Here is a 14,552-nt window from a genome sequence, read left to right as displayed (position 1 = left end):
GACAGAAAAATACCCCGGAAAGCATTTTTATCATACTTATCACAGGCAAGCAGCGGTATTTCCTTGCTTAGAAGCCTAAAATATGTGAAAGCTAAAAAAGATTGAAAATCCGTTCAAAAATCTTCAAACTTAAACAATTCTCAAACAATTGGATGTTATAATCAAGAAAAAACCGTAAGGAGAATAGATATGATTAATATTCTGGTAATAGAAGATGACGTAAATTTGAATCGAATTGTCTGTTCTTATTTAAACAACAGCGGATTTCAGGCGAAAGGATGCCTGAAGGCACAGGAAGCTTATGATGCAATGTATAATAACATGTTTGAGCTGATCGTCTCGGACATTATGATGCCGGAGATTGATGGCTTTGAGTTTGCCAGAACGGTTCGGCAAGTGAATAAAACCATCCCGATCCTGTTTATGTCGGCCAAGGATGATTTACCCTCAAAGCAGAAAGGCTTTCAGCTGGGGATTGATGACTATATGGTAAAACCGATTGAATTTGATGAATTGTTACTTCGGATCCGGGCATTGCTGCGAAGAGCCAATATCGAGACGGAACGAAAAATTGCCGTTGGAAACCTGGAGCTGGATGCGGATGCCATGTCGGCTGTCGTTGAAGGTGAAGAGGTCCCTACAACAACCAGGGAGTTCAATATCTTATATAAGCTGCTTTCTTATCCGAATAAGACTTTTTCCCGGGTGCAGCTGATGGACGAATTCTGGGGCGTTGATACAGAAACCAATTTAAGAGCCGTGGATGTGTATATTACCAAGCTGCGGGATAAATTTTCCGTGTGCGATGGGTTTAAAATTGTGACAATTCGTGGATTGGGTTATAAGGCGGTACAGCAATGACACAGCAGACTGCAGGAAAAGAATATAAAGTCAAGCAATCCCTGTTTTCCATGTCATTGTTCTGGAAGATCATGCTGACCGTTCTTCTTGTATCCGGAGTTCACAGCGGCCTTACCGTTTTAATGACCAGAATGGAAATGCAAGGTGGTATTGCAACCACAATTATCATGGCTTACTGGTTCGTGATATCTATCAACTTTACCTTGTTTGTCCGATATCAGATCCGGAAGATTTATGAAGCCCCTATGAAGGAACTGGCGAAGGCTGCTAATGCCGTTGCTCATGGGGATTTCTCGGTCTACCTTCCGGCGAAACATACGGTGGACCAGCTGGACTATCTGGATGTTATGTTCATGGACTTTAATAAAATGGTGGAGGAGTTGGGAAGCATCGAAACACTGAAGACGGATTTCTTTTCCAATGTTTCCCATGAGATCAAGACACCTCTGGCAGTTATTCAAAACTATGCTCAGAGCATACAGAATCCGGATTTACCGGAGGAGGTTAAGCAGGAATATATTAAAACGATCATTCAATCTTCCCGGAAGCTATCCAAGCTAATCACCAACATACTAAAGCTGAATAAACTGGAAAAGCAGAATATCCAGCCGGTAATGGAATCCTATGACCTGTGTAAGCAGCTATGTGAGTGTACATTGCAGTTTGAAGAACTATGGGAAGAGAAGCAGATTGAAATGGATGCAGATCTGGAGGACCGGGCAAACATTGAAGCGGACCCAAGCCTGCTGGAACTGGTATGGAATAATTTATTATCTAATTCGATAAAGTTTACGGAGCCGGGCGGGACAGTGACTCTTCGGCAGACATCAACAAAAGATGAGGTGGTGGTATCGGTTCGTGATACCGGCTGCGGAATGACAAAGGAAACCATCAATCATATCTTTGATAAATTCTATCAGGGGGATACCTCTCATTCTATGGAAGGAAACGGACTCGGCCTGGCACTAGCGTTCCGGGTAGTGGAGCTGGCAGGCGGAACGTTTTTTGTTGAGAGCGAACTAGGGAAAGGATCTGAGTTTACGGTTCGTTTACCAGTCAGCAGAACCAGAAAATAAGGAAATACCCTATGCAAGAGCTCAGGAGAAAGTAGAAGTGAGGTAATCAGGTATGGAGAATATGAGACAGAGAGATTATATAGGATATGAATATAAAGAAGTGGTGGTTGAGAGCGGCCAGATATCTCAGTATCTGGATGGCTATGAGAATTTTGGCTGGTTGCCGATTGAAAACCATCAAATTAAAGAAAAAGGAAATACCATTCTGCGGCTGAAGCGTGACCGGAAAATCATTAACAAGGCAGAACTGACCAGGCTGCAGCAAAATTTTGAGGATTGCATGAAGCAGATCGATGGGATGGAGAAGTCAAAACACCAGACTGCAGTCATGGCAGCACTGACAATCGGATTGATAGGAACTGCTTTTATGGCCGGTGCCACATTTGCGGCAGTTAACCAGCCGCCAATCGTCTGGCTGTGTATCCTGCTGGCAATACCAGGATTTATGGGCTGGATAACACCGTATTTTGTATATAACTTTATGCTAAAGAAACGGAATGGAATGGTGGCACCATTGATCGAAGCAAAGTACGAGGAGATTCATACGGTTTGCGAGAAAGGAAATCATTTGTTGGGGAATGGTTAGCGGAGGGCTTTCTGAAATGGAGAAACAAACGAACAGCAGAAAAAGAATAAGGCTCCCGGCCCTTAAGTGGCCGTTCCGGATTCTGCTTTACTTTTTTACGCTCCTGTTATCAGGCTTTTCCCTGGCGGCGGTATTGTTTCATTCTTTTCACAAGATTATTGAGACTGCTATTTATGTTGCCGCCGGATGCGGGCTGGCACTGTCATGCTGCTATTTGATTCAGGATCTGCGGTATGGAATGAAAGAGAAGATAAAGCCGGGGATTGAATCAAATACGTTTACCTGCCGGGTGGCTTCTGATTACCGGTACCGAACGGTGCTGTTTGTTCATTCATCTTTGGCGGTCAACCTGCTGTTTGCCTTGAGTAACGGAGTGTTTGGGATTGTGCATCGTTCGGTCTGGTTCGGGGCTTTATCCGGATATTATCTGGTTCTCAGTGTAATGCGATTTGTTGCTATCCGGTATGAGAGAAGACATCGCAACACCGAACATGATCAAATGGTGAAGCGAAAAGAACTGTATGCCTTCCGCAACAGCGGTATTCTGTTTATTGTTCTGACTTTTGCTCTTATCGTATCGGTAATCCAGATGGTCTTTTACGAACAGGGTAAGAACTATCCGGGAACATTGATTTTTGCAGTTGCCGCCTACACGTTTTATAAGATAGGCATTGCCGTGTTTCATATGTTTAAGGTAGGGAAAATGAATTCGCCGCTGTTACGTATGATCCACAATATTGGTTATGCAGATGCATTGGTGTCGCTGTTTTCCCTGCAGACAGCGATGTTTGTTTCGTTTGGTGATGGAACGGATACAAGAGCAATGAATCTGCTGACTGGGGGAGTCGTTTGCCTGATGATTTTACTCATGGGGATTTATATGATCCGTTCAGCAGGGAAACAATTGGCTCAAATGGAATAGAATCGGTCTTCCGGCTGGCAGCGGAGGCTTAAAGAGTTCTGGGAATACTCCCAGGGCTCTTTTTTATCAGATAAATAGAATTAACAATACTAAAACATAATTCAGACAAAACAGCAATATCGGTATTGCATAATTAAAACATCAGATAGGGGATAGATAAAAGAAAGTCTCACCTGTTAATTAAAGAAAACACAAAGGAGGATAAAGCATGAAGAAAAAGGCGGTAGCAGTAATTGCAGTGGCTGGAGTGGCAGCAGTCATTGGAATTGTAATCAGAATAAAGTTATTGTAGCAGCAATTGCCGCAGTGGTTGCCGGTGCAGTTGTTTTTTGTGAAAAAGAAATCTGCCCAATCATCTGCCGGTAGATCTGAAACGATTTTGTGGGCTTCGACAAGTGATATCTAATATGGTATATAAAATCAAATTAACAGAATTCAAACAAAACAGAAGCAAATCTCAAATAAAAGAACTTTATAATAAGCATATAACAACGAAACATATAAAAATAATAAATAAAAAATTAGGAGGTTCAGTATGAAAAAGAGTAGTTTTATCGCATTGGTGTTAGGGATCATCAGCAGTTTGTTTTTAGGAATCGGAATGTGTATGGCTATGTTGCCGGAATGGAATGCATTTACACCAGGTGTAGTGATTGGTTGCATCGGTATTATCCTGGCACTGTGTACGGTTGGTGTGTGGCGAAAAATGGAAAACAAAGCTCCCATCAAAATCAGCGGGAAACTCATTGGTATTATTTTATTGGGCATACTCAGTTCACTGACACTTGGAGTCGGAATGTGTTTAGTTATGGTATGGAGTAACATTATGGTCGGTATTTTGGTTGGGCTGGTCGGAGTATTGATGCTGTTATGTTTAATCCCTCTCTGCATCGGCATTAAATAAATGAAAACTGTTTTTACATCATAAACCTGCCGGACAGCTCCAGCAGGTTTTTCTTTTTTACCGGAAGTAGACCGGATGTATCGAATTAACAATACTCAAATAAATTACAAGCAATTTAGCAACATTGGAATGTTACGATTGCTTTAACAGACAAGAACAGGTGTAAAGCCTTAATCTTGCAACTAAAAGCATGAAAAGGAGAAAAATATGAGTAAAAACTATCGGTTAAAAGTTGGAAAAGTGGGACAGAGAGTAGTTGACGCGTATAAGGGCATAGAGGAGGAATTCTGTGATGCCTTCCTGGAGAAAGATGAGAATAGCGAGCAGGGCTATACTCTGAAAACCGGTGCGACAGCAGAGAAGGTGGTCGGGGCCTACCAGAAGATTGAAGATAGTGTGGTTGACGGGTATAAAAAAATCGAAGAAAAATTTGTCGATGCATTTCTTGAAGAAGTGGATTCGGAGGAAAAGTAAGAATACTATCCAATGACTACAAAGGAGAACATGGAATGAAAAAAATTGCATTGGCAATATCCGCAATTATTATGATTGCCGGGATTGCAATTACTACCGTCTGTTTGCCCGATGACAGATTTTAAAGACAGAAGATAGTGGCAGGCTGCTCTTTAACAATACTGAAATAATTTATAAATCTTTCCCAATGCCGAAATTTTTCGGTAAAAAAGAACCAGATTTTTCGCGGTCTGTTCTTATTGAAGTATCAAAATAGGTTTGAGAAAAGGGTATATAACACAATAATATACGAAAGCTATAATCTTAAACGAAACAAAGTCAGAAAAATATTGTAAGCATTTCTTTTTTGTATTATTATTAAGTAGAGTAAAAATGTTAACTGCGCTGACTTTGTAATTTGTCAATGTAGAAGGTAATTTATATTATCACAAGAAGAAGTAGATGAAATGAATAAAGACGAGGACAAAAATATATGAAAGTATTATTTATGGGAACCCCTGAGTTTGCAAAAATTTCGCTCGACTATCTCGTGAAAAATGAATATAATATCGCAGGGGTTGTCACACAGCCGGATAAACCTGCGGGCAGAAAAATGATTTTGACCCCGTCGCCCGTGAAAGAATATGCCTCCGGTGAGAATATTCCCGTTTATCAACCGCAAAGCTTAAAAGGCGAAGAATTTTTTGATTTGTTAAAATCAATTAATCCCGATATAATCGTTGTGGTTGCTTACGGGAAGCTCATACCCAAAAACGTCTTGGATTTTCCGAAGCTTGGCTGCGTAAACGTTCACGGGTCGCTGCTACCGAAATACAGGGGAGCTTCGCCGATAAACGCTGCGATTATTAACGGCGAAAAAATCACGGGGATCACTACTCAGTATATGGAAGAGGGCATAGACACGGGCGATATGATACTTAAAGAATCAATTAAAATCGGCGAAAACGAAACTTATGGAGAGCTTCTCGATAAATTGGCGCAAATCGGCGGCAGATTATTAATTGATACGCTTGAGCAAATACAGGGCGGGACTGCGAAACGAGAAAAACAGCCTGATGACGGCGCGTCTTACGTGGGAAAAATAGATAATACTATGTGCGAAATCGACTGGAATCTGACAACGCAGGAAATACACGATAAAATCAGAGGGCTTTCACCTGTGCCGGCTGCGTTTACTTATTTAAACGGCAGAAAATTAAAGATTTTTAAATCAAGGATCTCGGACGACGGTATTGTGGAGCTGCTGGAAGTGCAAATAGAAGGCGGAAAAAGAATGAACGCAAGGGATTTTGCAAATGGCAGAAAAAATACTGAAAGCGACGACCGCGAGGGAAGATTGTTTAAATTCTCTCGTTAATTTAGAAAAAGATAAAAAATATTCAAATATAGAGTCGCGCGGGGCCGAAGACAGATATAATTTCAATAATAATTTGGATAAGCTGTGTCGCGACGGTATGAAGCAATTAGACAGCGTACAAATTAATTAACCAGTATTTTTTCATTTATAATTGCTCGACATAAATAAGCTAAATTTTCTTAAAAAGCGAATTTCAAAATAGCCGCAGCGATATCAAAGATTTTCTGGGAAAAATATTGAAAAACGACAAAACAAAGTGAAATAGTTTTGTCGTTTTTTCAAGTTACTTAAACCATCTATAGAGATAGAAAAAATGACAATACCTTTCAAAGGTAAAGAGCGTGTTATGAAGTTGTACTCTAGTAAAACAGCGTTACATTTTTAGAATGAATAATTTATAATAATTTGATATAATAGAACCATCTCATAGCAATAATGGGAAGTAAAAAGATATGGTAGTAAACTTATGAAATTTTGGTAAGAAAATATGAAGTCAGCAGGATATGAATTAATTATGATTTCAGCTCAAGTAGGTGAAAATGCACAGCATTTCTATAGAAAAATAGGGTATCATGATTCAGAAGGATTGATTATTAATGTTCCCAATTTTAAGCAGCCTATGGAAATGTTTTTCATAAAGATAATTTAATAAACTTCAATGTGTAGAATAATTTATTATAAACTGACTGATGTAAAACGAGGAGAAAAATGAACGGACAAAATAGAATTGATGTTAAAATAGGTGCAACAGTAAAAATTGTATTGAAATCTGACCAAAGAACCGGAAAACTAACAGAGGGAATCGTTGGAAAAATACTAACAAACAGTAGCTTTCACCCTCATGGTATCAAAGTAATGTTAACGAATGGACAAGTGGGGAGAGTCCAGGAAATATTATGATTTAAGGCACATTATGTTTAAACTAAGAATAGCAATAATGTGCAATTATGTGCAATTCAATGGTAATGTTGTGTTGAAGTATCAAAGGATAACAGACAATATAAAAACATTTTTATGAATACGAAGCAGCTTTGTAGGACGAAAACATGAAAGTATAAAAATAATAGTTGGAGGTGCTTTTTTGAAAATATCAAGACTGATAATTAAGAACTACCGGAATTTAAAGGAAATTGATATTCATTTAAGTGATACTGCGGCTTTAATTGGTGAAAACAACAGCGGTAAGAATAATCTTTTACGAGCAGTAACAAAACCGAAAAATTCCCAACAAAGGAGGTAAGCGGTTATGCAATATGCAAAATTAGGAATCTCAGACTTAACAGTATCTCGCATCTGCATGGGCTGCATGGGATTTGGTGATGCCAATAATGGTCAGCACTCATGGACAATCGACGAGACACATTCCCGTAAAATCATTAAACGGGGATTGGAACTGGGTGTCAATTTTTTTGATACTGCCATTGCATATCAGAGTGGCACCAGTGAGCAGTATCTGGGTCGGGCGTTGCGGGATTTTGTAAAACGGGACGAGGTGGTTGTGGCGACTAAGTTTTTGCCCAGAACACAGGAAGAAATTGTAGCCGGGATTTCTGGTAGGCAGCACATTGAGCGGATGTTGAATAATAGCCTTGCAAATCTCGGTATGGACTATGTGGACTTATATATTTATCACATGTGGGATTATCAGACCCCGCTGTACGAAATTATGGAAGGGCTTAATAATATGCTTAAAGCCGGAAAAGCACGCTATATCGGCATTTCCAACTGCTTTGCCTGGCAGTTGGCAAAGGCTAACGCTTTGGCAGAGAAAGAGGGCTTTGCAAAGTTTGTATCTGAACAGGGACATTACAACCTGATCTTCCGAGAAGAGGAGCGGGAAATGGTCCCTTATTGTCAGGAAGAAAATATTGCTATGACACCCTACAGTACTCTTGCAGGTGGCCGCTTGTCCAAATATATAGGTGAAAGCTCCAGGCGGCTGATAGAGGACAGCTATGCGAGACAAAAATATGGTTCTACTGTGGAACAGGACAATATTATCGTTGAGCGCGTTGCGAAGCTGGCAGAAGAAAGAGGAGTATCTATGACAGAGATTTCCCTAGCATGGCTTTTGCAAAAAGTGACCGCTTCGATAGTAGGTGCAACAAAGCTTCATCACATTGAAGGAGCAGTAAAGGCTGTTGATATTGTTCTGACAAAAGAGGAAACTGCTTATCTGGAGGAGCCCTATATTCCCCACAAGTTGGTAGGAGTTATGGCTCAGAATACAGCGTCCGCTTCTAAAAGATAAGCATGCTACTGGAAACCAGTAGATTCAATTATGATATATTGTAAATGATAAGAAATTATAAAGTCATAAATGAATAGTTGCGAACGAAATTATTCATAGGAATCACTATTATATGCTTATTCGTTTTTCGGGTTTAAAATGTTTTGCCTCTTTATTGCTGATTCAATAGAAATATAGAAGGAGTGATATTATTATGATACTTGTTACAGGAGCAAACGGTAGGACTGGCCGTGCTGTAATCAATGCTTTATTATCGAAAGGAGAGCAGGTCAGGGCTTTTGTTCATAAGGCTGAACAAATTCAGGAAATTAAGTCCTTAGGTACGATAGAAGCGGTTGCGGGAGATATGATGGACCAAAAGGCTGTAAATGATGCCTTTAACGGAGTCCATGCTGTATATCATATTTGCTCCGCTGTAAATCCCTATGAAGTTCAGATAGGTGAAACGGTAATAAAAGCTGCTCATCTGGCCAAAGTTGAGCAATTTGTTTATCATTCCGTATTGCATTCCGTACTTCAGGATATGCCCCATCATCAGAAAAAACTGATGGTTGAGGGACTTTTGGTGAATTCGGGAATACCATATACAATAGTACAGCCAGCGGTTTTAATGCAGAATGTTCTCGATTCCTGGAAGTCACTAAGTGAGAAGGGCATATTTCAGCAAAAGTTTTTTACTTCAGCGGAAACTAGTATGTGTTTGGTTGACTTAGAAGATGTAGCTGAAGCCGCTTCTATTATCCTCACGAATTTATGCCACATAGGTGCCACATATGAAATTTGCGGTCCAGATAACTTATCTCTGGCAAATATGGTAACAGCAATGGAATGCCATTTTGAACGTGAAATCAAAGTAGATACACCTCAGGATGAGGTGTTTGCAGCCCAGTTAAAAAAACTTGGAGCAGGAGACTACCAGGTTAGTACACTGTTAAAGATGTTTCGACATTATAATGAACATGGATTTACTGGCAATTCCAATGTATTAACGTGGATTTTAGGTCGAAAACCAAATGATTTTTCATCTTTTATTCTCAGAACGTTAAGAGGCGAAATGTTATAGCCTAATTACATTAATGAGCTATTCTTTATGAAACACAAAACCGGGGCAACGCTTAAACAGGGGAAATAAAAAGACTGTAAGATATAGGTTAAGAAATGATTAAATATAAGCTTTAGAGAAATATCAGCTTGATAGGCCATTATTCGTCCGAACAAGGCACGTTGAGTGCTGTGTTAGGATTGAACGGGTGAAATGCCTATGAATAGAGGGATGCAGATGATTCGTAAAGCTGATAATTTAGTGTGATCCTTGAGAAGATAATAAAGATATTTAAAATATTGAGTTTTATAGAAGAAGGGGGTTCACGTTATGGCTAAAAACGATATGACGGGTTAATTTCTTTAATTATCGGAGGCAGGTCAGAGGCATTGGATGACTTATGCCTGCATTGGTTTTTGGGGCATCATCTGAAAGAGCGGACATCAAATCAAGCAATCTTTTTACTTGAGGAATTCAATTCATATATATGTCCCTTATTTTCTCCTATCCTACGGGAAATCCATTCAAATAATCGAACCACAGAGTTTGAAGGAAAAACTTGTTGCTGTTGCGTCGGAGCTAATGGAATACTATCAACTTTAATAACTTCACTGACAGCAGATGTCAGTGAAGCTGTTTTATAATGATGATAATCATTAATTACCGATGGACGGTTGGTATCACTTGATGAATAAAATAAGGAGAACTTGCAAATGAATAATATGGTATATCTTTATGTGTTTGACACAATGGCAGACTGGTTGAAAAAGCAATCTTTCGAAAATATACCCTGCCGCCAAGGGACTACCAGCTTCACGCGGCATCATTATCACCGCCACAAGGCATGTGGAATCCATAATCCTGTTGCAGAAGAAAAGCAGTTAATTTTTGACACATACATCAATGATGTACCTTGATTTTTTACCTGAATTCATCATCGCTTAGCTTAGGATAGAATAAAATTCTAATTGATTGCATCGGTGTATGAATGTATAATTTTGTTATAGGAGATATGAATAGTATTATAATATTTAATGTTATCAGGAGGAATTACATGAAAAAAGAAATATTGATGGTTTTGTTACCTTTATTTGCTGACTGGGAGGCCGCCTTTACTTCTGCGACCTTAAATGATCAGATTCAAAATAAGCAATCTGAATATTTTGTAAAAACAGTAGGTCTTACAAAAGAACTCATAAAGTCCATTGGCGGGCTTACGGTATTGCCAGACTATTCCATTGCTGATGTTCCAGATACTTATTCTGCTTTGTTGCTGATTGGAGGTATGAGCTGGTGTACAAAAGATAGAAAGCCAACAGAGATATCCTCAAAATTGGTTCCCCTTGTACAACGTGCCATGGATAAGGATATTCTTGTCGGTGGAATTTGCGATGCCTCCACCTTTCTTGGTGCAAATGGATGGTTGAATGATAAAATACATACAAGTAATACATTGGAAGATTTAAAACGAGTTGCAGGAGAGGCTTACACTAACGAAGCCAACTATATAGAGCAACAAGCTATACAGCACAAAAATGTAGTAACAGCCAACGGGACAGCATATTTAGAATTTACAAAAGAAGTTTTGCTTACTTTAAAAGCCTACCCCAAAGAGGATATTGAAGCACATTATGATTTTTACAAAAGTGGATATTATGAGGCAATAAATGAACATCACATTGCAAAAGGAATATAGGCACAATAATACCAATTATTTTGGGTGATGGGATTACGCTTTTTATAAAATAGAAGAGAATTTTTTTATTTCCTAAAAGGAAATTAAAGGAAATATATTTTTCAAAGGAAAGCTTTACGAACTGGTTGTTTAGTTTTAGATTATTAATGCAGAAGTATTAAAACGGTTCAAGGTTACTTAACTAGAATATGTCTGAAGTAATATTTCAACAAAGAATTCTATGCCATTTACAAAAAAGTTTAGAATGTTGGAGCTGCTTTTTTAGAAATTACCGTACCGCCAAGGGGTTATCAGTTTCAAAGGACATCTTTTTGTCTCCTCAAGGCATACAGAAGTGGTTACGCTTTTAGTTCAAAAATAGATGTAAAATCTGATGTATAAAATCTAGCCGGAGACGGACTAAAGTGGAGTAAATTGTAGAAATTAGTACAAAGAGTTAAAATTGGTTCACAATAAGAAAAAACGATGGAGGATACTGTTGATGAGCAATAGAATTAGCATGATCTATACACTTGTACCACAAAAATCAGAAGAAGTTTATGCCTTTGATAGGATAAGAACTGATGATATAGATGCGTTAGCAGTTTCTATGCTCGAAGCATTTCAGGATACTGTGGATTATTATCATTTCGGACATGGATTTATCGCATAACAGTGAATTATTGTTTGACTATGAAGAAAAAATGGTTAGAAGAACGTTATCAGACATTTACAGATTATGAAAATGATTTAGATGCTATTGAATTACACGAACTATCTCCTGAAGAAATGATAGAAAACAAAGAATTGATTGAAGAAGCAAGATTAGGCTGTTTAGCCGGTATGTTATTATGTTTGAATAGAGAACAACGTATTATTTATATTTTGGGTGAAATATTTTTAGTTCCTCAAGATATAGGTGCTGAGGGCTGGGTTGATACCAAAACAATGAAATTCAACACAAGCTATCTTCAACGAATCTATGAAATTGCACCTATGAAAGATGACACACTAAAAAAGTTGGAAATGTTTGAATATCAGCATTTACAAAGAACACATCCTTTTCAAGAAAAAAACATTGCCATCAAATGTTTTCATCGGTTATTAAAGCATAAAATTGTTGAAGATTTATTTGAATTGTAAGGAGAGATTATGTTATTAGAAGAAATTATACAGTATTGCAAAGAAAATCTTGATGATGTGGTTTTGGTGAATAGTTGGGGTGAAAAAGGTGTTTTTTATAACCCTCAACATAAATTGAAGCGTGGTGTTTATGTTCTCACAATTAAAGAAAAAGATGGTGAGAATGATAAAAGTTCAAATCTCAATCGGGCAAATATTTTTAGAGTAAATTTGGGGATAAGAAAAACAACATTTAAAGAGCTGTTTGGTGAAATTCCAAATCGCCCAGCTGCAGGTGGCATTGTTGATATGGATTATGATTTTACTGAATTAGATAAGATTATTCCTCACCCCGTCTATGCTTGGATGGGTTGGATTAGTGTACTGAATCCATCTGTAAAAACTTTTGAAATACTGAAACCTTTTATCGAAGAAGCCTATACGTTTTCCAAAGAAAAGTTTAGTAAAAGAAAATAAAGATACTATAAAAAGTATAAAGAAGGACATCTACTCATGTGATAGTTTATAGTTATATCTTAAGTACATTTAAGTGGAGGGAGTATTATGATAACACACAATAATCTCGAAGAATATAGAGACCCGATTAATTATGATCTTGAATTTGGTGGTGAAACTGATAAATATAATTTCTATCTTGAACTTGCTAAATTGAACACAGGTGAGGTTTTAGAACTTGCATGTGGCACAGGGTTAACCATGATACATCTAGCGAAATGTGGAATAAAAATTACAGGCGTTGACATTGCACCAGAGATGCTTAAATATGCGCGAATTAAAGCAGAGGGATTACCTGTGACTTTTATTGAAGGTGATGCTAAGATTTTTGAATCTAAAAAACGTTTTTCTATTATATATTTAACAGGAAATGCATTTCAAGCATTTTTGAGCGATGAAGATCAAATTTCACTACTTAAAACGGTTTACAAGCATTTAAAACCAAATGGGATATTTGCATTTGAAACACGTAATCCGATGGGAACTGATTTAACAAACCAAGAGGAAACAAATTGGGAGCAATTTATGGATAAGGACGGAATACTAGTTCAGGTATCTGGAACACAATTTTATGATGCAGAAAATCATATAATGCATTGGGTGACTTTTCGTGATTGGGGATTTAAGAAAACTACTTCCCGAATTGCTTGTCGTTTTACTGATAATGATACTCTTAGATCATTATTAAATAATAATGGTTTTAATATTGAAAATCAATATTCGGATTGGAATAAAACTCCCTTCTCACCTTTAGCACCTACCATTATTAGCGTTTGTAGAAAGTCAGGATAAGTATATTGTATGCAGCAGAAAAATGGCCAAGAAAGAGTACTATATTAAAACAGTGTTACATATTTAGAATGAATAATTTATAAAAGCAAATATAAAAAATACAAGTAACTGCTTCAAAGGTAACGTCATATACAGATTCATAAATATATTTCAATGGAAGAGAAGAGGAAGTGGTAGTTCTTTCAAGGACAAGCTGGCCGGTTTTTAAAAGAAAGGCGCCAGACCCAGAAAGAGGATATGGGACTGACGCCTTTTTGGCTCCGACCGGTCCATATGAGGATGTTCTTACTTTTCCAGAGTACTTCTAGAGGTAACTTCTGGAAGGGCACAAGGACTAGATGGGAAGCTAGTGTTCTATGGGCAGTGAGACTATTATGCCTTAATGCCTGTAAGGACATAGAAAACTACATTTTTTATAAAATCAGAGTCAACTTCGGCACCCGTTACCAGCATTCGATAAAATAGCGGGGCAAAAATCAAATCAATGCTCAGTTCAATATTCATGTCTTTTTTTAGTTCTCCTCTGTCCAATCCGCGCTGTAAAATTTCCCGTGCTTCCAGACGACGTGGTGCGAAATACCGTGTCCGATAGGCGTTTGCCACATCTTGATCAAATTGTCCCTGTGCTATGAGCTCAGTGATTACACGCCCTCTATCTGTTTCCAAAAAATCACTCAGATTGCCAAGCTGTAGTAAAAGATCCTTTTCCACTGATCCCGTATCTGGTGTTTGTATACGCTGCTGTGCCGCCGCAAAAAAGCTATCTGCTACAACAGAAGCCTTGTTTGGCCACCATTTGTAAATTGTAGCCTTACTAACACCAGCTTCTTTTGCAATACTATCCACTGTTACCGACTGAAATCCATCCTCCATTAAAAGCTTATATGCCGCCGCAAGAATAGCTTTTTCAGTTTTTTCACTTCTGGGACGCCCTTTTTCTGCCATTCTATTAACCTCCTCGTATTATAGAGTCA

Annotated in this window: 18 protein-coding genes; 17 read left to right on the top strand and 1 reads right to left on the bottom strand. The window is 38.2% G+C overall.

The annotated features are described in order from the left end of the window. The first annotated feature begins 189 nt into the window (after nt 1-189). From BMW45_RS23615 to BMW45_RS23535, 17 genes are all read left to right on the top strand, one after another. Entirely contained in the window at nt 190-861 is a 672-nt protein-coding gene (locus BMW45_RS23615) for a response regulator transcription factor (protein ID WP_025233083.1), read from the top strand. Further along, the gene (locus BMW45_RS23610; protein ID WP_092249713.1) at nt 858-1,937 is read left to right on the top strand and encodes a HAMP domain-containing sensor histidine kinase; all 1,080 of its coding nucleotides are present in this window, start codon (nt 858-860) and stop codon (nt 1,935-1,937) included. The genes BMW45_RS23615 and BMW45_RS23610 overlap by 4 nt, the downstream gene beginning before the upstream one ends. Nucleotides 1,938-1,989: 52 nt before the next feature. Next, the gene (locus tag BMW45_RS23605) at nt 1,990-2,523 is read left to right on the top strand and encodes a hypothetical protein (protein WP_092249710.1); all 534 of its coding nucleotides are present in this window, start codon (nt 1,990-1,992) and stop codon (nt 2,521-2,523) included. A 16-nt stretch (nt 2,524-2,539) separates the two neighbouring features. Beyond that, a complete protein-coding gene (locus tag BMW45_RS23600; RefSeq protein WP_166433460.1) occupies nt 2,540-3,445 on the top strand; it encodes a cation efflux transmembrane domain-containing protein in 906 nt (301 codons plus the stop codon). Nucleotides 3,446-3,980: 535 nt separating this feature from the next. Continuing rightward, nucleotides 3,981-4,349 (top strand): hypothetical protein, encoded by a 369-nt coding sequence (locus BMW45_RS23595; protein WP_092249704.1) that lies wholly within the window; start codon nt 3,981-3,983, stop codon nt 4,347-4,349. Between the two features lie 207 nt (nt 4,350-4,556). Beyond that, nucleotides 4,557-4,823: a hypothetical protein gene (locus tag BMW45_RS23590; RefSeq protein ID WP_092249700.1), complete on the top strand. Its 267-nt coding sequence runs from the start codon at nt 4,557-4,559 to the stop codon at nt 4,821-4,823. Between the two features lie 472 nt (nt 4,824-5,295). After that, nucleotides 5,296-6,180, top strand: coding sequence for a methionyl-tRNA formyltransferase (fmt, locus tag BMW45_RS23585; protein ID WP_092249697.1), 885 nt, complete (start codon nt 5,296-5,298; stop codon nt 6,178-6,180). A gap of 708 nt (nt 6,181-6,888) precedes the next feature. Next, nucleotides 6,889-7,080 carry a YwbE family protein gene (locus BMW45_RS23580; protein WP_054737711.1) on the top strand — a complete coding sequence of 64 codons (192 nt, stop codon included), beginning with the start codon at nt 6,889-6,891 and terminating at the stop codon, nt 7,078-7,080. A gap of 181 nt (nt 7,081-7,261) precedes the next feature. After that, nucleotides 7,262-7,420, top strand: coding sequence for an AAA family ATPase (locus BMW45_RS23575; RefSeq protein WP_092249694.1), 159 nt, complete (start codon nt 7,262-7,264; stop codon nt 7,418-7,420). A 6-nt stretch (nt 7,421-7,426) separates the two neighbouring features. Then, the gene (locus BMW45_RS23570) at nt 7,427-8,431 is read left to right on the top strand and encodes an aldo/keto reductase (RefSeq protein WP_092249691.1); all 1,005 of its coding nucleotides are present in this window, start codon (nt 7,427-7,429) and stop codon (nt 8,429-8,431) included. 193 nt (nt 8,432-8,624) lie between these two features. Next, nucleotides 8,625-9,494, top strand: a complete 870-nt coding sequence (locus BMW45_RS23565) for an SDR family oxidoreductase (RefSeq protein WP_092249688.1) — start codon at nt 8,625-8,627, stop codon at nt 9,492-9,494. A 692-nt stretch (nt 9,495-10,186) separates the two neighbouring features. After that, nucleotides 10,187-10,390, top strand: a complete 204-nt coding sequence (locus tag BMW45_RS23555) for a hypothetical protein (RefSeq protein ID WP_092249685.1) — start codon at nt 10,187-10,189, stop codon at nt 10,388-10,390. A gap of 137 nt (nt 10,391-10,527) precedes the next feature. Beyond that, nucleotides 10,528-11,169, top strand: coding sequence for a DJ-1/PfpI family protein (locus BMW45_RS23550; RefSeq protein WP_092249682.1), 642 nt, complete (start codon nt 10,528-10,530; stop codon nt 11,167-11,169). A gap of 481 nt (nt 11,170-11,650) precedes the next feature. After that, nucleotides 11,651-11,821: a hypothetical protein gene (locus BMW45_RS28140; RefSeq protein WP_166433459.1), complete on the top strand. Its 171-nt coding sequence runs from the start codon at nt 11,651-11,653 to the stop codon at nt 11,819-11,821. A gap of 20 nt (nt 11,822-11,841) precedes the next feature. After that, entirely contained in the window at nt 11,842-12,291 is a 450-nt protein-coding gene (locus tag BMW45_RS23545) for a hypothetical protein (RefSeq protein ID WP_092249680.1), read from the top strand. Between the two features lie 9 nt (nt 12,292-12,300). After that, nucleotides 12,301-12,747 carry a DUF6194 family protein gene (locus tag BMW45_RS23540; RefSeq protein ID WP_092249678.1) on the top strand — a complete coding sequence of 149 codons (447 nt, stop codon included), beginning with the start codon at nt 12,301-12,303 and terminating at the stop codon, nt 12,745-12,747. A gap of 87 nt (nt 12,748-12,834) precedes the next feature. After that, on the top strand, nt 12,835-13,578 hold the full coding sequence (locus BMW45_RS23535; RefSeq protein WP_092249676.1) for a class I SAM-dependent methyltransferase: 744 nt from the start codon (nt 12,835-12,837) through the stop codon (nt 13,576-13,578). A gap of 372 nt (nt 13,579-13,950) precedes the next feature. On the opposite strand, the gene BMW45_RS23530 is transcribed toward BMW45_RS23535, so the two are convergent. Continuing rightward, complete coding sequence (locus tag BMW45_RS23530; protein ID WP_025233076.1) at nt 13,951-14,523, bottom strand: TetR/AcrR family transcriptional regulator; 573 nt, start codon at nt 14,521-14,523, stop codon at nt 13,951-13,953. Nucleotides 14,524-14,552: the final 29 nt, after the last annotated feature.

The organism is Lacrimispora sphenoides, assembly GCF_900105215.1.
In the GTDB taxonomy this organism is placed as follows: Bacteria; Bacillota; Clostridia; order Lachnospirales; family Lachnospiraceae; genus Lacrimispora; species Lacrimispora sphenoides_A.
The sequence above is the reverse complement of the archived record's forward strand: the minus strand, read 5'-3'. Positions and strand labels throughout refer to the sequence as shown.

Excerpts from the sequence above, each read along its gene's own strand:
- BMW45_RS23615 (WP_025233083.1), top strand. The coding sequence starts at position 190 with ATGATTAATATTCTGGTAATAGAAGATGACGTAAATTTGAATCGAATT.
- BMW45_RS23610 (WP_092249713.1), top strand. The coding sequence starts at position 858 with ATGACACAGCAGACTGCAGGAAAAGAATATAAAGTCAAGCAATCCCTG.
- BMW45_RS23605 (WP_092249710.1), top strand. The coding sequence starts at position 1,990 with ATGGAGAATATGAGACAGAGAGATTATATAGGATATGAATATAAAGAA.
- BMW45_RS23600 (WP_166433460.1), top strand. The coding sequence starts at position 2,540 with ATGGAGAAACAAACGAACAGCAGAAAAAGAATAAGGCTCCCGGCCCTT.
- BMW45_RS23595 (WP_092249704.1), top strand. The coding sequence starts at position 3,981 with ATGAAAAAGAGTAGTTTTATCGCATTGGTGTTAGGGATCATCAGCAGT.
- BMW45_RS23590 (WP_092249700.1), top strand. The coding sequence starts at position 4,557 with ATGAGTAAAAACTATCGGTTAAAAGTTGGAAAAGTGGGACAGAGAGTA.
- fmt (WP_092249697.1), top strand. The coding sequence starts at position 5,296 with ATGAAAGTATTATTTATGGGAACCCCTGAGTTTGCAAAAATTTCGCTC.
- BMW45_RS23580 (WP_054737711.1), top strand. The coding sequence starts at position 6,889 with ATGAACGGACAAAATAGAATTGATGTTAAAATAGGTGCAACAGTAAAA.
- BMW45_RS23570 (WP_092249691.1), top strand. The coding sequence starts at position 7,427 with ATGCAATATGCAAAATTAGGAATCTCAGACTTAACAGTATCTCGCATC.
- BMW45_RS23565 (WP_092249688.1), top strand. The coding sequence starts at position 8,625 with ATGATACTTGTTACAGGAGCAAACGGTAGGACTGGCCGTGCTGTAATC.
- BMW45_RS23555 (WP_092249685.1), top strand. The coding sequence starts at position 10,187 with ATGAATAATATGGTATATCTTTATGTGTTTGACACAATGGCAGACTGG.
- BMW45_RS23550 (WP_092249682.1), top strand. The coding sequence starts at position 10,528 with ATGAAAAAAGAAATATTGATGGTTTTGTTACCTTTATTTGCTGACTGG.
- BMW45_RS28140 (WP_166433459.1), top strand. The coding sequence starts at position 11,651 with ATGAGCAATAGAATTAGCATGATCTATACACTTGTACCACAAAAATCA.
- BMW45_RS23545 (WP_092249680.1), top strand. The coding sequence starts at position 11,842 with ATGAAGAAAAAATGGTTAGAAGAACGTTATCAGACATTTACAGATTAT.
- BMW45_RS23540 (WP_092249678.1), top strand. The coding sequence starts at position 12,301 with ATGTTATTAGAAGAAATTATACAGTATTGCAAAGAAAATCTTGATGAT.
- BMW45_RS23535 (WP_092249676.1), top strand. The coding sequence starts at position 12,835 with ATGATAACACACAATAATCTCGAAGAATATAGAGACCCGATTAATTAT.
- BMW45_RS23530 (WP_025233076.1), bottom strand. The coding sequence starts at position 14,523 with ATGGCAGAAAAAGGGCGTCCCAGAAGTGAAAAAACTGAAAAAGCTATT.